General features: G+C 69.6%; 17 protein-coding genes, 5 tRNA genes and 1 other RNA gene. 14 read left to right on the top strand and 9 right to left on the bottom strand.

The genetic code is table 11. From position 1 onward, the window contains the following. Positions 1 to 32 precede the first annotated feature (32 nt). Entirely contained in the window at positions 33 to 485 is a 453-nt protein-coding gene (locus OZ403_RS09770) for a hypothetical protein (protein WP_237078173.1), read from the top strand. A gap of 400 nt (positions 486 to 885) precedes the next feature. On the opposite strand, the gene OZ403_RS09765 is transcribed toward OZ403_RS09770, so the two are convergent. The 5 genes from OZ403_RS09765 to OZ403_RS09745 form a co-directional block, all read right to left on the bottom strand. Beyond that, complete coding sequence (locus tag OZ403_RS09765; protein WP_011552040.1) at positions 886 to 1,809, bottom strand: SDR family oxidoreductase; 924 nt, start codon at positions 1,807 to 1,809, stop codon at positions 886 to 888. 35 nt (positions 1,810 to 1,844) lie between these two features. Next, positions 1,845 to 2,699 (bottom strand): lysophospholipid acyltransferase family protein, encoded by an 855-nt coding sequence (locus OZ403_RS09760; RefSeq protein WP_140789079.1) that lies wholly within the window; start codon positions 2,697 to 2,699, stop codon positions 1,845 to 1,847. Between the two features lie 141 nt (positions 2,700 to 2,840). Further along, entirely contained in the window at positions 2,841 to 3,779 is a 939-nt protein-coding gene (locus OZ403_RS09755) for a polysaccharide deacetylase family protein (RefSeq protein ID WP_268784029.1), read from the bottom strand. Between the two features lie 17 nt (positions 3,780 to 3,796). Next, the gene (locus OZ403_RS09750; protein ID WP_140789074.1) at positions 3,797 to 4,507 is read right to left on the bottom strand and encodes a glycosyltransferase family 2 protein; all 711 of its coding nucleotides are present in this window, start codon (positions 4,505 to 4,507) and stop codon (positions 3,797 to 3,799) included. Between the two features lie 73 nt (positions 4,508 to 4,580). Then, a complete protein-coding gene (locus OZ403_RS09745) occupies positions 4,581 to 5,894 on the bottom strand; it encodes a protoporphyrinogen/coproporphyrinogen oxidase (protein WP_140853545.1) in 1,314 nt (437 codons plus the stop codon). 206 nt (positions 5,895 to 6,100) lie between these two features. On the opposite strand from OZ403_RS09745, the gene OZ403_RS09740 reads away from it, so the two are divergent. From OZ403_RS09740 to ffs, 9 genes are all read left to right on the top strand, one after another. After that, positions 6,101 to 10,939 (top strand): tetratricopeptide repeat protein, encoded by a 4,839-nt coding sequence (locus OZ403_RS09740; RefSeq protein WP_268784028.1) that lies wholly within the window; start codon positions 6,101 to 6,103, stop codon positions 10,937 to 10,939. Between the two features lie 146 nt (positions 10,940 to 11,085). Beyond that, entirely contained in the window at positions 11,086 to 12,366 is a 1,281-nt protein-coding gene (gene serS, locus OZ403_RS09735; protein WP_140796396.1) for a serine--tRNA ligase, read from the top strand. A 93-nt stretch (positions 12,367 to 12,459) separates the two neighbouring features. After that, positions 12,460 to 12,546 (top strand) — tRNA-Ser (locus OZ403_RS09730). 44 nt (positions 12,547 to 12,590) lie between these two features. Further along, positions 12,591 to 12,680, top strand: a tRNA-Ser gene (locus tag OZ403_RS09725). A gap of 29 nt (positions 12,681 to 12,709) precedes the next feature. Then, positions 12,710 to 12,786 (top strand) — tRNA-Arg (locus tag OZ403_RS09720). Between the two features lie 20 nt (positions 12,787 to 12,806). Next, on the top strand, positions 12,807 to 13,271 hold the full coding sequence (gene tadA / locus OZ403_RS09715; RefSeq protein WP_140789068.1) for a tRNA adenosine(34) deaminase TadA: 465 nt from the start codon (positions 12,807 to 12,809) through the stop codon (positions 13,269 to 13,271). 5 nt (positions 13,272 to 13,276) lie between these two features. Then, positions 13,277 to 13,363, top strand: a tRNA-Ser gene (locus tag OZ403_RS09710). A gap of 12 nt (positions 13,364 to 13,375) precedes the next feature. After that, positions 13,376 to 13,462: transfer RNA gene (locus OZ403_RS09705), tRNA-Ser, on the top strand. Between the two features lie 30 nt (positions 13,463 to 13,492). Next, positions 13,493 to 13,585, top strand: an RNA gene (gene ffs, locus OZ403_RS09700) — signal recognition particle sRNA small type. Positions 13,586 to 13,650: 65 nt separating this feature from the next. On the opposite strand, the gene OZ403_RS09695 is transcribed toward ffs, so the two are convergent. After that, the gene (locus tag OZ403_RS09695) at positions 13,651 to 15,228 is read right to left on the bottom strand and encodes a mannosyltransferase (RefSeq protein ID WP_442929768.1); all 1,578 of its coding nucleotides are present in this window, start codon (positions 15,226 to 15,228) and stop codon (positions 13,651 to 13,653) included. Positions 15,229 to 15,265: 37 nt separating this feature from the next. Between OZ403_RS09695 and dnaX the strand changes: the two genes are divergently transcribed. The 4 genes from dnaX to recR all read left to right on the top strand — a co-directional run bounded on the left by dnaX (position 15,266) and on the right by recR (position 18,708). Beyond that, on the top strand, positions 15,266 to 16,474 hold the full coding sequence (dnaX, locus tag OZ403_RS09690; protein WP_140789064.1) for a DNA polymerase III subunit gamma/tau: 1,209 nt from the start codon (positions 15,266 to 15,268) through the stop codon (positions 16,472 to 16,474). Positions 16,475 to 16,622: 148 nt separating this feature from the next. Continuing rightward, positions 16,623 to 17,696, top strand: a complete 1,074-nt coding sequence (locus OZ403_RS09685; protein WP_268784027.1) for a DNA polymerase III subunit gamma/tau — start codon at positions 16,623 to 16,625, stop codon at positions 17,694 to 17,696. Positions 17,697 to 17,790: 94 nt separating this feature from the next. Further along, positions 17,791 to 18,108 (top strand): YbaB/EbfC family nucleoid-associated protein, encoded by a 318-nt coding sequence (locus tag OZ403_RS09680; RefSeq protein ID WP_011552030.1) that lies wholly within the window; start codon positions 17,791 to 17,793, stop codon positions 18,106 to 18,108. 6 nt (positions 18,109 to 18,114) lie between these two features. Continuing rightward, positions 18,115 to 18,708 (top strand): recombination mediator RecR, encoded by a 594-nt coding sequence (gene recR, locus OZ403_RS09675; RefSeq protein ID WP_140789062.1) that lies wholly within the window; start codon positions 18,115 to 18,117, stop codon positions 18,706 to 18,708. Between the two features lie 36 nt (positions 18,709 to 18,744). Here recR and OZ403_RS09670 read toward each other — a convergent pair whose 3' ends face one another. Genes OZ403_RS09670 through OZ403_RS09660 form a run of 3 tightly spaced genes read right to left on the bottom strand, consistent with a single transcriptional unit; the run spans position 18,745 to position 24,256 of the window. Further along, on the bottom strand, positions 18,745 to 20,637 hold the full coding sequence (locus tag OZ403_RS09670; RefSeq protein WP_268784026.1) for a protein kinase domain-containing protein: 1,893 nt from the start codon (positions 20,635 to 20,637) through the stop codon (positions 18,745 to 18,747). A gap of 2 nt (positions 20,638 to 20,639) precedes the next feature. Beyond that, positions 20,640 to 22,610: a FecR domain-containing protein gene (locus tag OZ403_RS09665; protein ID WP_268784025.1), complete on the bottom strand. Its 1,971-nt coding sequence runs from the start codon at positions 22,608 to 22,610 to the stop codon at positions 20,640 to 20,642. Further along, positions 22,607 to 24,256, bottom strand: a complete 1,650-nt coding sequence (locus tag OZ403_RS09660; RefSeq protein WP_328285515.1) for an MSCRAMM family protein — start codon at positions 24,254 to 24,256, stop codon at positions 22,607 to 22,609. Before OZ403_RS09660 ends, OZ403_RS09665 begins: the two co-directional genes overlap by 4 nt. Between the last annotated feature and the right edge of the window lie 40 nt (positions 24,257 to 24,296).

Genomic DNA, 24,296 nt, shown 5'->3' with positions numbered 1-24,296 from the left:
CGAGGATGCTGCCGGGTGGTACCCTCCCCACCGTGAATCGCCTGCCTGCCCTGCTCCTCGCGCTCGTCCTCGGGGCGTGCGCAACCACGTCCAAGAAATCCAACCTGGAAGCACTCAAGCCCACCGTGGAGCGCTTTCACCAGGCCCTCCGGTGGAAGGACTTCCGGAGCGCCACCCGCATCCTCGTCCCCGAGCGGCGCAAGGACTTCCAGAAGGCGCGCCTGGAGCTCAACGACGACAAGGACCTGTCCATCACCGACTACGAAATCGAGGACGTGAAGCTGTCCGACGATGGGCACCGGGCCACGGTGCAGAGCCGCATCCAGTGGATGCGGCTGCCCTCGGCCTCCGAGCGCACCGCCATCGTCACCTCGGAGTTCGTCTTCCGGGACGGGGCGTGGCTCCTGGAGAGCCAGGACGATGGCCCCTTCGAGGGTGAGCTGCCGAGCCCGAGCACCAGCCCCGAGCAGCCCCCATCCCCCTGAAAAGAAACCGCCCACCGTCTCGGGGCCGGCCGAGGCGGTGGGCGTCGGGAGCTCCCCTATGGAGCGCCCTACAAGAATCCGCCCGCCGTCTCGGGGCCGGCCGAGACGGAGGGCGTCGGGAACTCCCCCATGGAGTGCCCTACAGTTTGACGGGGCGACACCGTTGCCGGGCCCATGTCGCCGCGCCGTGATGGGCAGCCACTAGAGCAATGAGAGTGCCAAGCACCGCGCCAGGAGCGGGCGCTGGCGGAGGGCTGGAGATTCAAGGGGTTGCAACGACTATCGGCCTGACGCCGCCCTACCCCCGGGGCAGGCCTCTGACATGTCTGTCAGGGGCCCCTGGGCCGGACGTCGCGCTGGGCCTGACAACAGTGTCAGGGGGCCTCGGACTTTCCAGCAGCTAGTCGCCCTGGACGGAGCGGATGGTGTCGCGCATGGAGTGGCGCGGCTTCCAGGCCACGTCCTTCACCCAGCGGCTGCCGTCCACCGCACATAGGAACTGGATGTGGTCCAACTCCGGCGGCGGGAAGTTGGCCAGCCGGTACTTGAACAGCATACCCAGCAGCGGCCGGGCCACGGGGTGCGGCACGGGGATGGGGGTATTGCCCAGCTCGCGCATCACCGCGGACAGGGGGACCTCGCCGGGGCCCACGACGTTGTAGACGCCCTTGGGCTCCGGGCGGAGCGCCTCCACCATGGCGCGAGCGACGTCCTCCACATGGATGAGCTGCACCATGGGGTCGAAGCCCGCCATCATCCAGGGCCTGCGCATGCGCAGGTAGTTGGACGGCGCGTTCTTGATGGTGGGCCCGACGATGTGGACCGGCCGGAGGATGACCGTCTCGATGTGCGGGTGCTTCCAGAAGAAGCTGTGCGCCAGCATGTCCACTTCGATGAGGTCGCGCACGCCGGAGAAGCGACTGGCGGCCATCAACGGCGCGTCTTCCGTGAGGAAGTTCGAGTTGTCCGGGCTGGGCCCGTAGACGTTGGCCGAGGACAGGACGACGACCTTCTTCACGCCGTACTTCGCGCAGTACTCCAGCAGGCGCGTGGTACCCACGACGTTGAAGGAGTGGTGCTCCTCTTCACTCATCCGGGGGTCATGCATGATGCCCATGTGGATGACGGCGCGGATTTCGTTCTTCCGGAAGACGTCCTCCGCCTTCTTCTTGCGGAGGTCGAGCTCGTACATCTCGACGTCCTTCGGCCTTCCCGCGAAGGGCCGCCGGTCGATGCCGATGATGCGCTCGTGCTTGTGCAGCAGCTTCGCGAGGGTGCGGCCGAGGTTGCCGCTGATGCCCGTGACGACGACGGCCGGTTTCATGGAACTCCCCTCTTTAGCACCGCCGCGTTTAGCGCTCACCAGAACACGCCCTGACGCTCCTTGAGGCCCTGATGGAGCATGGATTGGATGGACGCCTTCACGGTGCGAACCTTCTTGTCCAGCTCACTGTCCTCGTCGTCCGGGCGCCCGGAGAAGTGCAGCGGCTCCCCGAAGTAGATGCGGTACTTCGTGGGCAGGGGAATGGGCAGGCCCGTGGGGGTGATGGGGAAGGACGGGAAGCCCAGGAGCTTCGCCACCGGCTTCAGGTCCATCAGCGCCGGAGCCTGCTCCTCCGCGCCAATGACGGCCACGGGGACGATGGGCGTGTTCGTCTCCAGCGCCAGGCGCATGAAGCCCAAGCCGAACTCCTGGAGCTGGTAACGCTGGGGCCACAGCTTGTTGATGCCGCGCGTGCCCTCGGGGAAGACGAGGATGGCCTCCTCCGACTCCAGCAGCCGCCGGCAGTTCTCCGGCGTGCCAACAATCTGCCCCACGCGGGCCATGAAGGTGGACACGTACGGGAGCGACGACACCCACTTCTCCACCATGCTGCGGATGACGCGGGGCGGGCTGGCATCCAGCATCATCGCCACGCCAATCATCGCGCCATCCATGGGCAGCTGGCCGGAGTGGTTGGACACCAGCAGCACCCGACCGGCGGGCACGTGCTCGATGCCGAACGTCTCCACGCGGAAGTAGTTCCGGTAGAGCCACAGGAGCGGGGCCACCGCGGACAGGCTGTAGTCCAAATCGAACCCAAACGGGTCCACCCCATACTCGTTACCCGGGCGCGCCAGGCCATCGAGCCGCTGCTTCTGCTCGTTGTTGGCCAGCCGGTCCGTCCACTCGCGCAGGCCCTTCTTCACTCGGTCGGTGACGTTCTCCAGCATGGGGGCTCTTTACACCACCGGCCCCGCCGCCGGGAGGGTCCGTCGGCGGAAGCCCTCCCCCTGGCGTAGCAAGCGTGCCCCACGGACACCCAGGCACGGCAGGGACGTGCGCTGTTGGACAGGTGCCCTCGTGGGAATGCCTTACACCGAGGCCGACAGGCGCCCGGCGACGTCGCGCAGCGTGAGGACCTCGCGCTCCGACTTCAGCCAGCCGAACACCTCGCGCAGGCGCGCCATCTTCTGGGTGGCGCTGACGCGCAAATCCCGCTGCTGCCGCACCAGCTCCGGGGGAATCCCGTCCGACGCGTCCAGCACGTCCACGCCGTGCAGTTCGAAGTTGAAGAAGGTATCCCGGCGGCACGTGCGCCACAGCGCATGCAGGGACGCGCGGGGCAGCGTGGTGGCGAAGGTGCCGATGAGGGGGAAACGCAGCGCGGGCGTCACCGTCATGGGCAGCTCCAGCACGGTGCCCGAGCCCCGCCGGTAGGGCTGCGCCGGGTCGGGCCGGTACGGCACCCGAGGCGCCAGCAGCACACGGGGCGTATCCAGCACGGAGCGGGACGGACGCCCCAGCACCGACAGGGCCCCCATCACCGCCGCCTTCGCCAGGTAGTACGGCACGGCGGGGAACGCCGAGGAGCCATACCGGTAGCCCTGCGCCGCGGTGGCCGCGTACAGGTCCGCGTTCAGCGTGTAGCCCGGCGCGCGGAAACCCTCCGGCCGCACACCCGTGGCCGCGAGAATGGCGGCGTCCGCGCGCGCCAGGTCCGCGTGGATGGCCTCGGGGCCCCGGCGTGTCAGCGCGTAGTCATGGGCGTGGCTGTGGCTGGCCACCTCGATGCCCGCCTCGTGGGACGCGCGCATGCCCGCCACGGCGACCGGGTCGGACTCCAGGTCCTCACCGATGACGAAGAAGGTCCCCGGAATGCCCAGCCCGTCCAGCAGTTCCCGGAAGCGAGGCACCGCCACCGCGTGCACCAGCGAGCGGGCGCGGGCGCCCAGCAACGACTCCGGCAGGCCGTGGATGCGGCAGTAGTGGGGCAGCGAGTCGAGGTCGACGGAGATGGACGCCAGCCGCACGGTGCGCCCTCCCCGGCTCAGGTCCCGCGGACGCGGATGACGTAGAACAGCTTGCCCACGTTCTTGAGCACGTTGGGCACGCGCTTGAACAGGTGAATGGAGGGCTGGCGCTTCTCGTGAAGCTGGATGGGAATCTCCATCACCCGCAGGCCCTCGCGCCACGCGCGGATGACGAACTCGCTGGCGAACACGTCCATGTCCACCACGCACTTCTGGATGACGGGCAGCAGCGCCTCGCGGCGGAACGCCTTCAGGCCGTGCGTGTCCGTGCCCTGGAAGCCCAGCGCCACCTTCAGCAGCTTGTTGTGCACCCGCGTGGCCGCGCGGCGAATCAGCGGGCGCTGGTCACTGGCGCCCTTGGCCGCCTTGGAGCCCACCACCATGTCCGCCTCACCCCGCTCCAGCCGCGGCAGCGCCGCGTCGTAGAAGGTCAGGTCGCACAGGTCGATTTCATCGCAGATGACGTAGGTGCCCCGGGCCTTGAGGATGCCGGCCTTGAGCGCCACGCCGTAGTTGGGCGTCTCCGAGTGGAACCAGCGCAGGCGCGGATTGTTCGCGCACAGCTCTTCGAGGATGGCCGGCGTGGCGTCGCGCGAGCCGTTCTCCGCGAAGATGATTTCGTAGTCGAGCCCGCGCGCATCCAGCCCCTGGCGCAACTCCTCCGCCGCCGAGGCGATGATGGACTCCTCGTTGTAGACAGGGATGACGACGGTGAGGTGCGGGGCCATGAACTCGAACAGAGATGGCTAACACGCCCCAAGCCACCCGTCGACACAATGCGACGGGTGGGCGAAGGGGATGTCAACCGTTGAGTGTCCTCGCGCACGCACGCCCGGCGAGGATGGCGTCCTCCATGGAGGAGTACTCCCACTGCCCATAGCGGCCGGCAATCTGGATTCCGGCATGCTCCAGGAAGCGCAGAATCTCAGACTTCGCCGGTCCGTAGGCGTCGTCGTAGAGCACGTAGGCGTGGGGAATCTCGCGCGCCTGGGCGAAGAGGATGTCGTCCGCAGCGTGAATCATCTGCGAGCGCACCAGGTCCTCCACCGCGTACTTCTCCGCCGCGGCCGGGGACAGCTCGCCGTGGTGGCTGTACTCCACGTAGAAGGTGGACGTATCCGGCGGCGCCAGCGGCGCGTACACCGCGGAGGGCGAGCCGATGCGGTACGTGTGGAACTCCGGCTCCGGCAGGTAGATCCAATGCCAGGGCTGGCGGTTGGCTCCCTTGGCGCCCACGGCCACGTAGGTGACGGTGGTGGCGCGCAGCTGCTTCGCCGCGTCCTGCACCGTGTCGGGCACGCCGGCCTCGCCCTTCGCCAGCAGCTTCACCAACCCAGGCAGGGAGATGCTGGACACCAGCCCCGCATAGGGCTGCACGCTCCCGTCGGACAGCGTCACCTTCCGGGCCTTCCAGTCAATGGCGGTGGGCTCGGTGTGGGTGCTGAGCTGGCCGCCCTTCAGGTGGCTCAGCATGGCGCGGGCGAGGCTCTCGATGCCGCCCTCACGCGGGTACAGGAACGACGCGTTGTAGCCGACCGCATCGCTGCCAGCGCCCAGCGCGCCGTCCACCACTTCCTTGAGGTTGGGACGGGGCACGAAGCGGCCCACCCAGGCGGCGGACATCTCACGCGGGTGCACCGTCCACAGCTTCTGGTTGTAGGGCACCATGAAGTTCTTCGCGAAGCCCTCGCCCATGTAGCGGAGGATGAACTCCTCGAAGTTGCGCGGCTCGCGCTCGCGCAGCTCGCGGCCCTTCTCACCGTAGACGGCCTCCACGTAGCCGGTGAGGTTCTCCGCCACCACCTCCGGCGGCAGACCGTGGGTGTTCACCTGGTACGGGAAGCGGGTGAAGACTCCGCGCGTGAAGATGCCGGCCTTGCGCTGGATGCGGACCATCTGCTCCGGCAGCCACAGCGTGTTCACCAGGGCCTGGATTTCCGGGTCGCGCAGGTGGAGCCAGTGACCGGTGGGGTCAAAATAACACCCCTGGATGACCTCGGTCTTGATGAGGCCGCCGACACGGTCGGACTTCTCGATGAGGCGCCAGGGCTTGTTCAGGAAGTGGGCGGTGGAGAGGCCCGCGAGGCCCGCGCCCAGGATGACAATGGGTTCCATTGAGGGGCGGGTCTACCACCTTCCACTCCGGGAACGGCGAATCGAACGCGGCGTGCGCACCGGTGGAAGGCGAGAGCCCTCGCCCGCTTGCCCGGGAGGGTGCGCTTCAACCTCCTCGTGCGCGTTCTTTCCGGGCTGGAAACGCCTCTGGTAGCCTGCGAGCACCGCGAAGGCGCTCGGTCCCCCTCTCGCGAGCTCGGAACCCCATGAAAGTCTCCTGCCCGTCTTGCCAGACGAACTACAACATCGATGACAAGCGGATCCCGCCGGGCGGCGCGAAGCTCAAGTGCGCCCGGTGCCAGACCACCTTCCCCATCAAGCTCGAAGCAGTGAGCGCGCCCTCGGCGCCTGCTCCCGCCGAGCCCGCACAGGCCACCGCCATCCCGCTGCCGGGTGCCACGTCCGCCGCGCCCCTGACCGCCGCCATCCCGCTGCCGGGTGCCGTGTCCGCGCAAGCCGCCGCCATCCCGTTGCCCGGTGCCGCGTCCGCGCAAGCCGCCGCCATCCCGCTGCCGGGCGCCGCGCCGACCCACTCCGCCGCGATTCCGCTCCCTGGCGCCCCCGCGTCCGCAGCCATTCCGCTCCCTGGCGCCCCCGCGTCCGCGGGTGCCATCCCGCTGCCGGGCGCCGCGCCGACCCACTCCGCCGCGATTCCACTCCCTGGCGCCCCCGCGTCCACGGGCGCCATCCCGCTACCGGGTGCGGCGTCCGCGCAAGCCGCCGCCATCCCGTTGCCCGGTGCCGCGTCCGCACCGTCCGCAGCCATTCCGCTGCCGGGCGCTCCCGAGGCGTTCGGCGCCGCGCCCCACGCCGCCGCCATTCCCCTGCCCGGCGCGGCCGCGCCTCAGCCCACCGCCATTCCCCTGCCGGGAGGTGCCCCGGAGGCCGACCCGTTCGCCTTCGACATGGGCGAGCCCGAACAGGCCGCCGCCATCCCGTTGCCGGGAGGTGCCCCGGAGGCCGACCCGTTCGCCTTCGACATGAGCGTGCCCGAACAGGCCGCCAGCGTCCCGCTGCCGGGAAGCGCTCCCGAGGCCGACCCGTTCGGCTTCGACATGAGCGAGCCCGAACAGGCCGCCATGCCCCTCCCGGGCGCCGCGCCCGAGGAGGACGCCTTCGCCTTCGACATGAGCTCGCCCGCGGAGGCCGCCGCGGCCATGCCGCAGGCAGGTGGCCCGTCCGACATGGACGCGTTCGGCGACGACTTTGGCGAGCCGGTCCGGGACACCCGCGAGGTGACGCGCGTCGTCTCCATTCCGCTGCCGAGCGACGCCTACCGCGAGCCGCCCGCCGCTCCGGCGTCGGGCTACGGCGTGAATGAACCCGCGGGAACGGCGCGCGACTTCGACTTCGAGACCGTCGAAGCCCCCGTCGAGGACGCCGCACAGGGCTACGGCGTGAACGCGCCCGCGAGCACCGCCAGGGACTTCGATTTCGCCGATGACGCCCTGCCCGTTCCCGTCGAGGCTCCGCCCGCCGAGGACGCGTTCGCCTTCGACATCGAATCCTCCAGCGGTGCCGCCCAGGCCCAGCCGCCCCAGGAAGACCCCTTCGCCCTGCCGCCCCCTGCGGCCTACGCGCAGCCGGCCGCCCCGGTGGACGACCCGTTCGCCCTGCCTCCGCCGGACATGGCGCCCCAGACGGACGCCTTCGCGCCGGACGTGTACGCGATGCCGTCCGCGCCCGAGGCCTCGCCCTACGCGATGCCTCCGCCCGCAGCGGGAGCGCCGTCCTTCGACTTCGGCGAACTGCCCGTCCCCGCGAACGCCGATCCGTTCGCACTGCCCCCTCCGGGAGCGGACTTCTCCGACCTGCCCGCGCCCGCCGCGCCCCAGGCCCTCGAGTTCGCGGACCTGCCGGCCCCCGCCGCACCGGACCTGTCGTTCGACTTCAACGAGCCGCCCGCGCCCGGTGCGGACCCGTTCGCCGTCGACTTCAGCGCCCCACCGGCCCCCGCGGCGGATCCGTTCGCTGCCGATTTCGGCTCCGCGCCAGCGCCTGGTGCGGACCCGTTCGCCATCGACTTCTCGGAGCCTCCGGCCCCCGCGCCAGCCGTCGCCGTCAACCCGGCCGTGGACTTCGGTGACGTGGACTTCGGCGCGCCTTCTTCGCCCGGCATCCCGGACTCGCTCGAGTTCGACCCGACCGCCCGGCCGGATGACGACCTGGAAGCGGACCTCTCCGACCCGCTGCCGCCGCCGCCCAACGCGGGCCCCGCGGACGGCCTGGAGATGCTGTCCTTCATCGACGACGCCGCGGGTAAGGACGGCGGCGCCCAGGCGGGCACCAAGGTGCGCCGTTTCCACGTCCGCCGGCGCTCGGGCAAGGTGTTCGGCCCGTTCGACGAGGGCGTCATCGTCAAGATGCTCGAGGACGGGCAGCTCCTCGGGAACGAGGACGTGTCGCTGGACTCGGAGACCTGGTCCGCCATCGGCACGGTGCCCACCTTCGCCGCCGCCATCCAGCGGCTGATGGAAGGCCCCGCCAAGCTGGTGACGCCCACCGCGGCGCCCGCGGCGGCCGTCATCGACGCGCCCCGCGTGGACGGCGCCAGCCCGCAGGCCAACATGAAGCGGCTGGAGCAGCTCTATGAAGGCCGCATGGCCGCGGTGTCCGTGGTGGACCGCAGCGGCAACACGGAGAAGTGGAAGAAGCGCGTCCCGCTGATGATTGCCGCGGGTGTCGCTGTGGTGGTGGCGGGCATCGGCGCGGGCACGGAGTTCGGCACGCGCTACGGGGCCTTCGGCCGCCGCGCCCTCTTCCCCACCCGCCTCTCCGACGGCTCAGCCGAGGCGAAGCAGGTGGCGGACGCGAAGCAGGCGCTGCTCACGGACACCTTCGCCAGCTACAAGCAGGCCCGCGAGCTCAGCGCCAAGGTGCTCGCGCAGAAGGAGTACCCGGAGGTGCGCTCGCTGTGGTGCCAGTCCGTCTACTACCTCCAGCGCCGCTACGCCGCGGGCAATCCGAACGAGATGAGCCGCTGCCGCCAGGACATGGCGGACATCGAGTTCCTGGGAGAGAAGGACGTGGACGTCATCAAGGCGTCCGCGGCGATCGCGCTCACCTCCCGGCAGGCGGACTCAGTCATCCCCACCCTGAGCGGCGCCTACGGCCGCGAGGATACCCAGGGCGACCTGGAGCTGGCCTTCCTGCTGGCCGAGGCCTACTCGCAGAAGCGCGACGAGAAGCGCGCCCTGGACACGCTGAACAAGGTGCTGGTGAAGAACCCCAAGTCCGCCAAGGCTCACCACGCCGTGGGCAACCTGCACCAGGCCGCCGACCGCGCCGACGAAGCCGCCGCCGCCTATGCCGCGGCCCTGGAAGCGGACCCGAAGCACGTGGCCTCCGCGGTGGAGCTGGCCGCGGTGGAGCTGCTGGTCCGCAAGGACGTGGCGAAGGGCACGGAGGCCGTTGAGCGGGCGCTGGCCGAGGACGTCCAGTCCGCGCTGGGCCCCGCGGAGCTGGCGCGCGCCCGCGGCCTCAAGGGCGTGGCGATGTTCCAGAAGCACCAGCCGAAGGAGGCCGAGGCCGAGCTCAAGGCCGCCCTGGAGATGGACGCGAAGTCCACCTTCCTCCGGGGCCAGTTGGCGCGGGTGCTGCGCGCCCAGCGCAACTTCGAGGGCGCCCTGCCCATCTACAAGGCGCTGGCGACCGAGGAGCCCAACAACCTGGAGTTCGCGGACGGCCACATTACCGCGCTGGTGATGACCGGGAAGATGCAGGACGCGCTGGAGGCCGTGAAGAAGGCCAACGGCGTGTTCCCCAACGAGGCGCGCATCGCCTACCTCTACGGGCGCATCGAGGACGCGCTCGACAACCTCTCCGACGCGGAGGGCCACTACAAGCGCGCCATCGCCGCGGACGACAACCTGGTGGAGGCCCGCCTCTACCTGGGCCGCTTCTACCTGGCCCAGCGCCGCAACGCGGAGGCGCGGCCTCAGCTGGAGGAGGCGGCGAAGAAGGCACCGGAGAACGCGGGCGTGCGCGCGGGCCTCGGCGAGCTGGCCCTGGCGGAGAACAACACGCTGCTGGCCCAGCAGGAGTTCGAACGCTCCGTGAAGCTCGACCCCATCCTGGCGGACGCCCACCTGGGCCTGTCCCGCGTGGCCCTGCTGACGGACGACCTGGAGACGGCGAAGGCGGAGGCCAACCGCGCCCTGGAGTTGGACCCGCACCTGTTGAAGGACGGCCGGCTGCAGCGCGGGCTCGTGCTGTGGCGCCTGGGGCAGTTGGAAGAGGCCGTGGCGGAGCTGGAGAAGGCCAAGACGGAGGACCCGCGCTCCACCACCATCCCGATTACGCTGGGCGCCGTGCTGCTGGAGCGGGGCGATTTGCCGGGCGCGGAGAGCAACCTGGGCCTCGCGCTGAGCAACGAGCCCTCCAACCACGAGGCGCTCTACTACCTGGCGCTGGTGAAGGCGAAGCGGCTGGAGTTCACCCAGGCGCTGGACAACATGCGCAAGGCCGTGGAGCGGGCCCCCAACCGCCCCGACTACCACTACGCCTACGGCGTCATCCTGCGGGACGCGAAGAACCTGCCGGACGCCATGAGCGCGTGGCGCAAGACGGTGGAGCTGGATGGCACCCACGCGGACGCCCACGAGGCGCTCGGTCATGCGCTGCTGGAGGGCAGCCAGTTCGACGAGGCCATCACCTCGTTCGAGGCCAGCCTCAAGGCCGACCCCCGCCGCACGCGGGTGCTGGGCTCCATTGGTGATACGTACTTCGCCGCCGCGCGCTGGAACGACGCCATCAAGCGGTACCAGTCGGCCCTGAAGGCGGACCCCAAGCTCACCTACGTCTATTACAAGGTGGCCCGCGCCTTCACCGAGCAGGCCCAGCACGCCAAGGCCATCGACTGGTACCGCAAGGCCACCAGCCTCGATTCGGAGAATCCCATGGCCTACTACTACCTGGGCTTCGCCTATAAGGAGCGCAACAAGCGCCGGGAGGCCGTGCAGGCCTTCAAGGACTACCTCTCCCGCAAACCGGACGCGACCGACAAGAAGGACATCGAGGACGAAATCTACGACTTGCAGAACTGAGGTCGTCGTCCGCCGGACGTCTCTGCGCCCGGCGCCTCCCCTCCCCCACGGAGTCAGGGCGGAGGGGCGCTCGGCGTCCGGCCTTGAGCACCCCAGACGCGAGGAACCTTGCTGGCCTCACCCGGGGTGACTACAAGGCGTGCTCCATGCTGGACCTCCGGAACGTTGCGCAGAACTTTGATGCGGTGGTCGCCCGGCTCAAGACGCGGGGCGGCAACCTGGATTTGGGCCCCTTCCAGCGGCTCTTCGCCGAGCGCCGCGAGCTGTATGTCTCCGTGGAGTCGCTGGCCGCGCGCCGCAACGCCGCCAACGAGGAGATGAAGCGCAAGGCGAAGGAGGACCCGAAGGCGCTCGACGCGCTCCGCGGCGACCTCCGCGCCGTCTCCCAGGAAATCAAGGAGAAGGAAGCGCGCCTCAAGGACGTGGAGGAGGAGCTCAACCGCATCCTCCTGCTCATCCCCAACGTGCCCCATGAATCCGTCCCCGAGGGCGGCGGCGCCGAGGACAACGTCCAGGTGAGCATCTGGGGACAGAAGCCCGACCTGCTCTTCGCGCCCAAGCAGCACTTCGAGCTGGGTGAGAAGCTGGGCATGCTCGACTTCGAGCGCGCCGCCAAGGTGTCTGGCAGCCGCTTCACCTTCTACAAGGGCGCGCTGGCCCGGCTGGAGCGGGCGCTCGTCACCTTCATGATCGACGTGCACACCAGCAAGGGCTACACGGAGCTGCTCCCGCCCTACCTGGTGCTGCGCGAGACGATGATGGGCACCGGTCAGCTCCCCAAGTTCGAGGACGACGCCTTCAAGACGCTGGGCGAACCGGAGCGCTTCCTCATCCCCACCGCGGAAGTGCCCGTCACCAACTACCACGCGGACGAAATCCTCGAGGGCGAGTCCCTGCCCATCCGCTACTGCGCCTTCAGCCCCAGCTTCCGGGCCGAGGCGGGCGCCGCCGGCAAGGACACCCGCGGCCTCATCCGTCAGCACCAGTTCCACAAGGTGGAGCTGGTGAAGTTCGCCCACCAGGAGAAGAGCCTGGACGAACTCGAGGCCATGACGGACGACGCCTGCGACATCCTCCGCCGCCTGGGCCTCCACCACCGCGTCATGCTCCTGTGCACCGGAGACATGGGCTTCAGCGCCCGGAAGACGTACGACATCGAGGTCTGGCTCCCCGGACAGAACAGCTACCGGGAGATTTCGTCCTGCTCCGACTGCGGCGACTTCCAGGCCCGCCGGGCGAAGATTCGCTACCGAGCCCAGAGGGGGGACAAGCCCCAGCTCGCCCACACGCTCAACGGCAGCGGCCTGGCGGTAGGCCGGACGACCATCGCCATCCTGGAGAACTACCAGCGCGAGGACGGAAGCGTGGCCATTCCGGAGGCGTTGGTGCCGTACATGGGCGGCTTGAAGGAACTGAAACCGATTTGAGTCTGAATCCGGCTTGCAACGCGCGAAGAATCAGGTAGAAGGGCGGCCCCACGGACGTCGGTCCGGGGGGTGCCAAGTCGGCCCCGGTGGTATGGAGGCGTGGCCGAGCGGTTGAAGGCAGCGGTCTTGAAAACCGCAGAGGGTGAAAGCTCTCCGTAGGTTCGAATCCTACCGCCTCCGAGTTTTTGTTCTTGAATTTGTTGGCTCTTTGACAGAGAAGAGTTGGAGAGATGGCCGAGAGGCTGAAGGCACAGGTTTGCTAAACCTGCATACTCGAAAGGGTATCGAGGGTTCGAATCCCTCTCTCTCCGCCACTTGTTGTTGTAGCAGCGCCGGAAGAAATGCTCCCTTAGCTCAGCTGGATAGAGCGTCGGACTACGAATCCGAAGGCCGGAGGTTCGAATCCTCCAGGGAGCGCCACTTCTTTCGAGCAGTTCTCCATGAGTGACGAAGCTTTCATGCAGCAGGCGCTATCGCTCGCGCGGGAAGCAGCGGAACTCGGAGAGGTCCCCGTAGGTGCGGTGGCGGTGTTCAACGGTGAAGTCGTTGGCGCTGGTTTCAATCGCCGCGAAGTGGACCGCAATCCGCTCGCTCACGCAGAAATGTTGGCAATGGATGCCGCAGCCCGGAAAATCGGTGCCTGGCGGCTCTCGGGTGTCACCCTGTATGTGACGCTTGAGCCATGTGCCATGTGCGCCGGAGGTCTGGTGCAGTCTCGCGTGACACGACTCGTTTTCGGTGCCTTCGATCCGAAAGCGGGTGCGGTGGGTTCGCTGTACAACCTGGTCGAAGAGCCTCGACACAATCACCGGCTCCAAGTCACGAGTGGTATCCTGGCGGACGAGAGTCGCCTGCTTTTGAAGACGTTTTTCGGGCGCTTGCGCGCGAAGAAACGTGACAATTGAATACTGGAGAGCTGGCCGAGTGGTCGAAGGCACCTGACTCGAAATCAGGCATACCGGTAACGGTATCGTAGGTTCGAATCCTACGCTCTCCGCTCCAGATTTTTGGAGAGGTGGCCGAGCGGTTGAAGGCGCACGCCTGGAACGCGTGTATATCTGAAAGGGTATCGTGGGTTCGAATCCCACCCTCTCCGTTGTTGTTTCTGCAGTACGTGGTTACATTCTTTATGGTCGGGACAACGTGGGGGCGTGAACCCCGCCAGGTCCGGAAGGAAGCAACGGTAGCGTACTTCCGCGTGTGTCCCGGCCGTCCTTTTTGAAGAGCCGGTGTCCTGTCAAGGGCACCGGCTCTTCGCCTTTGCGGGCTGGCCGCTCCCCTCCCCTACTCGCGGGAGAGAATCGTCTCGCGGCCCACCTTCCGGACGATTTGGAAGCCGCCGGCCTGGAGCTCGGCGAGCGCGCGGTCCTCGAAGGTGACGGCGCGGTTGAACGTCCTGTCCCGCAGCGCGCGTTGGAACGCGCCGTCGTGGGGCCAGTCACAGGTCAGCCAGGGAATCTGCTTCCCCAGGTAGAAGAAGCCGCCCGAGCCCCACAGGCCCTCATTGACGATGAGCAGTCCCCGCGCATTGCCCCGGGTGGCGGCGACAATCGCGCGGAACTGGTCTGCCCGCAGGTCCCCGGATGGGAAGAAGGCGGCCGCGGACATGCTTGTGACCAGCGCGAGCCCGGCCAGGCCCCACCGCCCGGCTGGCCGCGCAAGCTGGACGAGGCCCGCCGCCACGGGTGGCGCCGCGGCCAGCACGCCCAGCACCAGGCCAGGATAGAGGAAGCGCTCCTCCTTGTGCGCGGTGGCCAGGAGCACGCCGGTGTACACGGCGGCGCACCACACCGGCAGGGACAGGGCGCGGTGCTGGCGAAGCGCGGCGATTCCAACGGGCACGGCGGCCCAGGCCCAGAGCGGCACGGCGGTGAGCAGCGGCTTCACGTAGAAGCTGGGTGCGTCCGCTCCGAACTGAGCCGCGGCCTTGCCCGAGAAGACGTTGAAGCGGGCATAGGCGAAGAAGGAGTGGAACGGCGAGCCCCACGTCGCCCAGTCCAGCGCGCCGAGCGCCACCGCCACGCCCAATCCTCCAGCGCACGTGAAGGCAAGCAGTCGCCACCGCCGCGCCGCCGCCAGCCACACCAGCGCCGCCAGGACGAAGATGGCCGACGGGTAACGGGCCACCACCGCCAGCCCCAGGGCCATGCCACCCACGAGCCCTGCCCTCGCGAGCCGCGCTCTCCGGTCCAGCGCCTCCACGGCGACGACGAGCAGCGAGGCGGAAATCGACTCGGCCATGGTGCGCCCCGCGAAGACGAGCAGTGGTCCATAGAGCCCCACGAGCAACGTCGACAGCAGGCCACCCGCGGTCCCCGCTCGGCGCTGGGCGAAGCGGTACGCGGCCCAGAGACTCCAGGCGTGCAAGGCCACCTGCGGAATGGCCACCACGACGCGATAGGCCCGCGGGTGGGTGATGCCCAGCAGGTCCGCCAGCTTGAGGAAGCCAGCCAGGACGCCGGGCACGGCCCAGTTGCGGAGGCCGTCACGCCACTCCCAGGCCAGGACGCCGTAGCCGTGGACACGCCACCAGGCGGGCTCCAGCGACTGGTACACCTCATCCGGGTGGATGCGGCCCAACTGCACCACCGCGATGAGGCCAGGCAGCAGCGCCACTGCCCCCAGCACCCAGCGCATCCAGTTCCGGACCGGCGCCACTTGGGGCGTGACCCCGGGCGCCAGGGAGGTGGGCTCGGGTGTCGGGATGGAATCAGTGGGCGCGGCGAGAAGGGGGGCGGACACGGGCGCGGCCGACTCTTCCCGCCCACGTTCCCGGACGCAAGGCGTGAAGCGTTCGTCTGCCCGCCCTGGGGCCGAGCCCGACGGGGAGTGGAATCCCACCTCGTGGGAGGGCAACGACATGGATCATTCACGCCGCCGTGTTTAGATGACGCCCCCCATGAGCTACCTCGTTCTCGCCCGTAAATGGCGCCCACAGAAGTTCGACGACATGACCGGACAGGAGCACGTCGTCCGGACGGTCGCGAACGCCATCAAGATGGACCGGGTCGCGCACGCGTACCTGTTCTGTGGACCTCGTGGCGTGGGCAAGACGACGGCCGCGCGACTGCTCGCCAAGGCGCTCAACTGTGAGAAGGGCCCCACCGCCCAGCCCTGTGGCGAGTGCCGTGCCTGCACGGAGATTGCCGCCGGCACCAGCGTGGACGTCGCGGAAATCGACGGTGCCTCCAACAACGGCGTCGAGAACGTCCGCGAGATTCGCGAGAACGCGAAGTACCTGCCCCAGCGGGACCGGCACAAAATCTACATCATCGACGAGGTCCACATGCTGTCGGGAGCGGCGTTCAACGCGCTGCTCAAGACGCTGGAGGAGCCGCCCGGGCACGTGAAGTTCATCTTCGCTACCACCGAGGCGCACAAGCTCCCGGACACCATCCTGTCGCGGTGCCAGCGCCACAACTTCCGGCGGATTCCGGCGGCGCGGATGCTTCAGCGTCTCCAGGAGATCTGCAAGGCGGAGGGCGCTGGTATCTCCGACCGCTCGCTGTCGCTGGTCGTGCGCCAGTCCGAAGGCGGCATGCGCGATGCGCTGAGCCTCCTGGACCAGGTGCTCGCCTCGTGCGGCGCCAACCCCTCCGACGAGGAAGTGGCCGACGCGCTGGGCGCCATCGACCGGACGTTGGTGCAGGACTTCGCCGATGCGCTCGTCCACAAGGACGCGAAGCGGGTGCTGGAGCGGGTGGAGGAGGTCTTCAACCGTGGCCTGGACTTGAAGCGCCTGGCCGAGGAGCTGGCCTTCCAACTGCGGCATCTCTTCGTCACCAAGACGCTGGGCAAGGCGCCCGACGAGCTGGCCGAGTCCGAGCAGAAGGCGCTGATGGCGCTGGCCCAGGACGCGGAGGCCGCGCAGCTCACGCGCTTGTTCGACGTGGTGCACGGTTGCATCTGGGACGTGTCGCGTGCGGCCCAGCCTCGGCTGGCCCTGGAGATGGCGCTGCTCAAGGCCATCCAGTTGTCGCCGGGTGGTTCGATTCCCGAGCTGCTGGCCCGCGTGGACAAGCTCGCGGCGGGGATGGGTGAAGGTTCCGCGAAGTCGAACGCTGGAGCGCCGGGAGGTCGCTCCAGTCCCGCGAACTTTCGCGCCTGAGGCACGACACGACGCTTCCGTGATGCAGGCGGCTGCCCCGGCTCCACGTCCGTGGGATGCGAGGGGTGCGCCCGTGGGGCAGGCGCCTGTTCGCGTCAGCGAGCCGCCAGCGCCGATGGCGGCCGTGCGCGAGGAAGAGCCGCCGCGCATGGGCCACGCTGGAGCCATGCGCCAGGACGAGCCTCCTCGTTTTGCACCTCCCGACGCCATGCGTCCGGACGAACCGTCACGGCCCGGGCCCCACATGGACGGCCTGTCACCGTCAGCGGCCCATCCCCTGTCGTTCCTCCGCAACGGCGGCGGCGCCACACCGTCCCCGCAGGGCTACCAGGCTACGCAGATGGTCCCCTCCGGCCCGGTGATGGAGGGACTTTCACCTTCCGCCGCGCGCCCGCTCTCGTTCCTCCGCAACGGTGGCCTTGCCCAGGCGCCCACGGCCCCTACGCCCCCCCCCTCCGCGCCCCCCGCGGGCGCCACGCCGCTGTCGCGCACCACCGAGCCCGCGCCATCGGTCCGCGTCACCAACATCCGCCGGCCCGAGCCCATCGCGCCGCCGGAACCTCCGCCCTACGCGGAGGAAGAGGACGCGCGCTACTACCCCGAGGAGAACTCCCCCGAAGGCTGTGCCTCCGGCGAGTGCCTCCCCGAAGTCGCCGCCGCGCCGCCGCCTCCCCCGCCGGCGCCCGAGCCCGTCATCCACCACGAGCCCGAGCCCGAGCCGCCCCCGCCGGCCCCTGTCACCCGCTCCCGGGACAACCCCAACCTGCCCCTCACCGAGCGTTGGCGGGCCGCCGTGGAGACGGTGAAGGCCTCCCATCCCCGGCAGGGCGCGGCGCTCTCCAACGGGCGATTGATGTCCATGAAGAACGGCGAAATCGTCCTCGGCTTCCTGCCCGTGGCCGGCTTCCACCGCATGGCCGTCAACTCCACCGCGGGCAAGGCCGCCGTGGACAAGGCCCTGGCCGAGCACTTCGGCCGCCCGGTGAAGCTCACCATCCAGGATGCGTCTCCGGACGACCCTCGTCTGGGTCCCAGTCTGGCCGATCAGGACGCACAGACGCGCGCTGCCCACGAGAAGAGCACGGACAGCAAGGTCCGCAGCCACCCCGCCGTCCGGGCGGTGCTCAAGTTCCTGGGAGGCGAAATCGAACACATCCAGGTCTACGAGCCCGAGCGCCCCGGGGCCGTGCCAGCGGACGACACCTCCGACGACAGCGCCTGACAACCGCCTCGCGCAACGGTAGGGTGGCGCCCCATTCCACGCCGGGGCGGGGCCATGTCCGTGGCGCCCGCTCCCACGAGCACCGAGGAAGCATATGCCTGGCGTCGACCTGAACTACTTCATCCGGCAGGCGAACAAGCTGACGGAGAAGATTGAAGAGCGGAAGCAGCAGTTGGCGGAAGAGAGCGTGGAAGCCAAGGCCGGTGACGGCCGGGTCACCGTCGTCGCCAACGGCATCCAGGAGATCCGCAGCATCAAGATCGACAAGGAAGCCATCGACCCCAACGACACGTCGATGCTCGAGGACCTCATCACCGCCGCGGTGAACGCCGCGCTGGCGAGCAGCCGTCAGCACATGCAGCGCGAGCTCGCGAAAATCTCCGGCGGCGTCAAGATCCCCGGCATTACCTGATACCGGATGACCCCCGATCCGCTGAATCGACTCGTCGCCCAGTTGGCGAAGCTGCCGGGCATCGGCGAGAAGACCGCGCAGCGCCTCGCGTTCCACATCCTGCGGGCGCCGGGTGAGTATGCCGCGGAGCTGTCGCAGGCCATTCGCGAGGTGAAGGAGAAGGTGCACCTGTGCGTGCGCTGCTTCTCCCTCACCGACGCGGAGACCTGCAACTTCTGCCGGGACGCACGGCGCGACGAGCGCGTGCTGTGCGTCGTGGAGACGTTCGCCGACCTGATGGCGCTGGAGCGCACCCGTGAGTTCAAGGGCCGCTACCACGTCCTGCACGGCGTGCTGTCTCCCCTGGAGGGCGTGGGCCCCGAGCAGCTCCGCATCCGCGAGTTGCTGGAGCGCCTCAACGACAGCCGGGTGGAGGAACTCATCCTCGCCACCAACCCGGACATCGAGGGCGAAGCCACCGCGCTCTACCTGACCCGCCTGCTCAAGCCCATGGGCCTGCGCGTCACCCGCATCGCCCAGGGCCTGCCCATGGGCGGCGACCTGGAGTTCGCCGACCAGGCCACGCTCGCCAAGGCACTCTCCGCCCGCCGCGACCTGTAGGCCACTCGCGGTGGCGGCGCGAGCCTCCTCGCGCCGCTACTGTGTCACCCGCCACGAGAAGGGCATCACCACCGTGACCTCCTGGTCCCGGTGAGGCGGGAAGCGAAGGCGCTCCGCCTGGGCCTCCAGGCAGCGGCCCACGCCCGACGAAGCCAACGGTCCCCGCGTCCCCGCCCGCACCTTGCCCGACGAGACGATGGTGAGCTGCACCTGCACCTCGCCCTGGCTCGAAGGCAGGTCCGCCTTGTAGCGCTCGAAGCACGTGGTGATGCGCGCCCGTCCACGCGAGACGACACGCTGCACGTCGTCGATGCCCAGCGTCACCCGCTTCTGCGACGAGGCCTTCTTCGACCGCACAGGTGCCGCGTCCGCCACTTCTTCATCCGCATCCGGCTCGACATCGGACGCAGCGCCAGTAAGTCCGGCTTCGTCCGTCTCCGTCGCGTCAGCGGCATCCACGGGTGGCGGCGCCGAATCCGTCACGGCCACGTCGCCACCCGCCCCATTGGCCACGGCTTCCGGCAGAGAACCGGCCTGAGCGGCAGCATCCTCCGGTGCCACGGCCTCCACGACGGGCGCCGTGGCCGGCACCAGCGACACCGAAGCGGGCGTCGTCACCCACTGCCGATATCCAACGATGCCCGCCGCAGCCAGCATCAGGCCGCCCGCCAATCCCACCGCCAGCGTACGCCAGCGTCGGCCTCCGGCCGTGGTGGCGGGCTCCGGCGACGTCGGCCCACGTGAAGCCGAGCCATGGGCAGGCACGCCCGGCGAGGAAGGCCGCATGGACATGCCGGGGCGCTGGGCGGACGTGGCGTCCCCCTCCCGGGCAAGCACGCCATACAGGTTCGTCCCGTGCGTCTCCGCACCCGGCGCCTGCCCCTGCGCCCCTGCCGCGGCGCCTCCGTACGTCGCGGTGAGCGTGGCCAGCGTGGGAATGCGTGAGCGCTCGGTGAAGCGCTCCTCACCAAAGTGCCCCTTCAAGAAGGCGCCGAGCGGCATCGCGCCCGAGCCACTGAGATGCTCCGAGAGGAACGTCTCCAGCGCGTCCGCGAACGCCTCCGCGGTGGGGTAGCGGTCCTCCGGCTTGAAGGCCATGGCCTTCAGGAGGATGGCCTCCAGTTCCTCGGGCAAGTCCGGCCGCAGCTCGCGCGGCGGCTTGAGCTCGCCCTGCAGCAGCGCGTTGAGCACCGCCAGGTCGTTCTCCCGGGAGAAGGGCCGCACATGGGTGAGGGCCTCATACAGGCTCACGCCCAGCGCGAAGACGTCCGCGCGGCGGTCCACCTCCTTGCCGCGAGCCTGCTCCGGCGCCATGTACATGTACTTGCCCTTCACCACGCCAGTGCGCGTGTTGACGAGCCGCGACTCGGCCTTGGCGATGCCGAAGTCCAGCACCTTCACCTGCCCCTGGTACGTCAGGTACAGGTTCGACGGAGAGATGTCGCGGTGGACGACGTTCAGCGGCTGCCCGGCCTCGTTGGTGAACTCGTGCGCGAAGTGCAGCCCGCGCGCCGCGTCGATGAGGACGCGCAGCACGATGGGGAGCGGCACGTAGTGGCGCTTGCGTCCGGCCAGCCGCAGCGTCGTGGAGAAGTCCTCGCCCGCGAGGTACTCCATGCAGATGTAGTAGCAGCCCTCCGCGAAGCCCAGCTCCTGAATCTGCACGATGTTCGGATGGGCCAGCTTCGCCGCCAGCCGCGCCTCGTCCCGGAACATCTCCACGAAGTCGGGGTTGTTCGTCAGGTGCGGCAGCATCCGCTTGATGACGACGTTGCGCTCGAAGCCGTCGGCGCCCAGCAACTTGGCGAGGAAGATTTCCGCCATGCCGCCTTCGGCCAGCTTTCGCACGAGCACGTACGGGCCATAAGGCTGAAGCAGGGGCACAAGGCTCGCTTCCGTCACAGGCAGGGTCGTCTGGGGGGGTGACATCCTCACGGCCCTCGCTGTTTCAGAGTGCGCACCGTATGGACCGCCGGGGCACCAGGACGCGTCATCTTAAACACCAATACGGGCGGCGAGCCCACCGGCTCCACCCAGGTGTTGAACCGGTGCTTGCCATCCAGCGCCACCGGGCGTCCATTGATGGACAGGCGGGCGTCCACAGGGGCGACACCGGCCGCGCGCACCTTCGCGCCCGCGGCCTGCCCGTTGCGCGGTGTGGACACCATGAGCACCGGCACCGAGTTGTCGTAGACCAGTTCCAGCTTGTTCATCCGTCCCCCCTTGAGCTGTGCACCCGTGGCGGAAAGCGGCGTGACGGACCAGAGGTAGTTGCCCTCGCTCAGCGCACCGGCGTCCAGCGCGGCGCGAGTCTCCGTCACGGTGCGTTCAGCCACCGGCGTATCCAATGTCCCCGCGCGGTACACGGCCACACGGTAGCGCGCCGCGGAGGTCTCCGCGGCATAGGTGAAGGTCACCGCCGGGGGCTTGTCCTGGTAGAAGATGGTCGTCTTCTCCGGCCCCTCGGGCACCACGTTGCGCACCCGCGCCAGCGAGCGCACCGCGCGCTCCGGCGCGAACGACGCGCTGCCCGACACCTGCGTCCCATCCTTGCGGCGCACCCGCCAGTGGAGCACGCCGCGCACCGGCGCCGGCACGTTGATGAAGGGACGGTACACCGTGCCTGACAGCACCGGCCGCGTGAAGGCCGCGTCCTCCGCGACCTCCACCGTGGCCTCGCCCTCCCCTTCCCAGGTGATGGCCACATCCTGCAGCCCTGGATGGAACACCTCCGCGCCGTCGACGACGCCCAGGGCCAGTGGCGCGGGCGCGAGCGGCTCGACGCGTGGCGCCTGCGCGGAGGACGCATCCACCGTGGCGCGCTCACCCGCGCGCAGCGCCTGCCGGGCGGCTCCGCGGACCAGCGTCACCTGTCCGGTGAGGGCATCCACCAGATAGCCCGCGGCCGTGCGGCGCACCGCCAGCCGCGCTTCACCGCCGCCCTCCACCTGCAGCCCCGGCAGCACCAGCCGGCTGGTACGCCCTCGCGCGAGCTGCAGGTTCAGCCAGCCCCTCAACAAGTCGAAGCGCGCCTCGTCCGTGGCGCCGCCCTGCTCCGCTGACGTCAGCACCAGCTCCGCGTCCGAGCCCAGTGACGCCACCGTGGCCGAGCCCTCCAGCGCCAGCACCGCGGAGCCTCCGCGCCGGGTGCGCACGCTGCCTCCCGGCGACAGCACCTCGCCCTGCTTCGCCACCGGACGCCAGTCCGACGCCCCCTTGGCTCGCACCTCCGCGCGCCCTGCCGTCAGCCGTACCGTCACCGGAATCGGCGCCAGCTCCAGGACACGCGCCCCGCGAGCCACCAGCTCCGTCCGGCCGGACGTCGCCTCCACCGCGTCGCCTTCGGACGCGCGCAGCGTCTTGCCATCACGGCCCACGAACTCGATGGCGCCCAGCCGCACCTCGACGCGGCCCGCGTCCTCGGCCACCTGCACGCGCACCTCGCTGGGTTCATCCGCCCCCACGCGCGTGAGGCCGAAGGGCGTACGGATGGTCAGCGCCACCTTCGAGCCCTGGCCCGTGCGGTTCGCATCAGCGGGCACGCGCGACAACAGGATGCCGCGCTCCACTTGAAGCACGATGCCCCCCGAGTCCGAGCCCAGCGCGAAGCGCGCGTCCGGCCCCACCTCCACGGAACGGCCGTCCGGGAAACGCACCGTGGCCGCACCACCCGCGGCCGTCTCCACCGCGTCGCCCCCGTACAAGGGCCCCTCTTCGGCGGGCGCCTGCTTGCCACCTCGCTCCAGGCGCACGTCGCCGCTCAAGCCCTCCAGGCGGCCCAGCACCTCGCCAGCGCCCGCATCGACCACCGCCGAGGGCCCGGGAGGCGGCGCCACGGCGTCATCATCACACCCCGCGCCGAGGAGCAGCAGGACCAGGAACCAACAACGCGGGGCTCTCACCGTTTCCCCCTCGGGAAGAGGTCGACATTGAGGATGGTCCGCTCACCCTCGCGCAGGGTGATGACCTTCGTCTGGGACAGATGCCCTCGCGCGGAGATGGTGATGCGGTAGGTGCCACCCCCCACCTGGACATTGAAAGCCCCCTTCGCATCCGTGCGCGCGCGCACTCGGGCCTTCGTCATGAGGAGGGTCGCCGCCAATGGCCTGCCCCCTCGCACACTGCGAACCTGCCCCACCAGCGTGGCCCGCGTCCCCTTCTTTTCCGACGCCAGGGGTACCGACAGCGTGGACTCCTGCCCGGCGATGACCACCGCGGCTTCATCCACGGACCGGAAGCCGGAAGACGCCACCGCGACAGCCACGGGCCCCGGAGCCAGGTCCCTCACCACCACCTGCCCTGTCAGGTCCGTGCGCACCTGGTCCGTGCCCACCGACACGCGAATGTCCGGCAGCGGCGCACCCGTCCGCGCATCCACCACCGTCACCCGCAGCGCGCCCGTCGGTGGCGGCAGTGGCGCGGCTCGGACCTCCAGCTCCGCGCGCACGCCCTCCTCCACCGTGACCGCCGCCTCCGCAGACGCGTATCCCTCCGCCGTCACCTGCGCGGACACCGGCCCAGGCGACAGGGACGCCACTTCGACGAGGCCTTGTGCGTCCGCCACGTGCGCCTCGCCCTCCACCATGACCCGCGCTCCGGGCAGCGGCGCGCCCGTCCGCGCGTCCAGCACGTGAAACCGCACGCTTCCGGGCACCACCACCACCGGCACGGGCACCTGCCGCGTCGTCCGGACACCGTCATGCCACGCCAACTCCAGCGCCGCGCCCATCCGCCGCAGCCGCTGCCGGGACTGCGTCCCATCCTCCAGCGTCACCGTGTCCTGCACGTGCTGGAAGTCCAGCACCAGCGTGCCCGTCCAGCGCTCCGCTCGCCGCAGCGGCACCAGCAGCGCGCCACCGGCGGAGAACCCCGTCGCCTCCGCTCGGGCGCCCGTGGCGTCGCGCACCGACAGCGAGACCGGCAGCTCACCGCGCGCTTCCAACTGCAGCCCCAGCAGCAGTGGGAAGCGCACCAGGCCGCCCACCACCACCGCATGCCGCACACCCCGAAGGAGCACGGGCTCGGCCGAGTCACTGAAGTGGGGAAGCTGCGAGAAGCCATAGCCCGCGCCCAACTCCGCGCGCACCGGGCCCAGGAAGGCGCGCGCCCGGGGGCCCACCGAGGCCCGCCACAGGCTGCCACCGGTGATCCGCAGCGCGCCCTCCCGCAGGTCGAAGGCCTCCCGCTGCAACCCGGCCCACGCGCCCAGCCAGGACGTGCCCAGCCACGCAGTGCCTACGGCCGCCATGTCGTTCGGCGTGAAGCCCTCATAGGTGAGCCCGGGCCCTACATCCGCCTGACGGCCGTCACGGAGGGACAGCCCGTAGCGAAGGCGCAACGAGGCGTGCTCGGCCACTGCGTCCGCGTGGGCGGAGGGAGTGGCAAGCAGGACGAGGAGCACCAGCGCCAGGCGCGCCACGGAGCAACGCGGGAGAAGCGGGGGCGGCAAAACGCAGCGGAGTATAGAGAAAGCCGGGAAGGCCCCCAACCCCGTGGGACGGGCCCGCTCAGACTCCACGCTCTCAGGGTGCGGATCCGTGGCCTCCACCCCACAGAGCGTCCGGAGGGCATGGGAACGGACACGGAAC

The organism is Myxococcus sp. NMCA1 (assembly GCF_026810205.1).
Taxonomy (GTDB): domain Bacteria; phylum Myxococcota; class Myxococcia; order Myxococcales; family Myxococcaceae; genus Myxococcus; species Myxococcus xanthus_A.
The sequence above is the reverse complement of the archived record's forward strand: the minus strand, read 5'-3'. Positions and strand labels throughout refer to the sequence as shown.

Coding starts and splice junctions, on each gene's coding strand:
- OZ403_RS09765 (WP_011552040.1), bottom strand. CDS start 1,809: ATGAAACCGGCCGTCGTCGTCACGGGCATCAGCGGCAACCTCGGCCGC.
- OZ403_RS09760 (WP_140789079.1), bottom strand. CDS start 2,699: ATGCTGGAGAACGTCACCGACCGAGTGAAGAAGGGCCTGCGCGAGTGG.
- OZ403_RS09750 (WP_140789074.1), bottom strand. CDS start 4,507: ATGGCCCCGCACCTCACCGTCGTCATCCCTGTCTACAACGAGGAGTCC.
- OZ403_RS09745 (WP_140853545.1), bottom strand. CDS start 5,894: ATGGAACCCATTGTCATCCTGGGCGCGGGCCTCGCGGGCCTCTCCACC.
- OZ403_RS09740 (WP_268784028.1), top strand. CDS start 6,101: ATGAAAGTCTCCTGCCCGTCTTGCCAGACGAACTACAACATCGATGAC.
- serS (WP_140796396.1), top strand. CDS start 11,086: ATGCTGGACCTCCGGAACGTTGCGCAGAACTTTGATGCGGTGGTCGCC.
- tadA (WP_140789068.1), top strand. CDS start 12,807: ATGAGTGACGAAGCTTTCATGCAGCAGGCGCTATCGCTCGCGCGGGAA.
- OZ403_RS09695 (WP_442929768.1), bottom strand. CDS start 15,228: ATGTCGTTGCCCTCCCACGAGGTGGGATTCCACTCCCCGTCGGGCTCG.
- dnaX (WP_140789064.1), top strand. CDS start 15,266: ATGAGCTACCTCGTTCTCGCCCGTAAATGGCGCCCACAGAAGTTCGAC.
- OZ403_RS09685 (WP_268784027.1), top strand. CDS start 16,623: ATGGGCCACGCTGGAGCCATGCGCCAGGACGAGCCTCCTCGTTTTGCA.
- OZ403_RS09680 (WP_011552030.1), top strand. CDS start 17,791: ATGCCTGGCGTCGACCTGAACTACTTCATCCGGCAGGCGAACAAGCTG.
- recR (WP_140789062.1), top strand. CDS start 18,115: ATGACCCCCGATCCGCTGAATCGACTCGTCGCCCAGTTGGCGAAGCTG.
- OZ403_RS09670 (WP_268784026.1), bottom strand. CDS start 20,637: ATGTCACCCCCCCAGACGACCCTGCCTGTGACGGAAGCGAGCCTTGTG.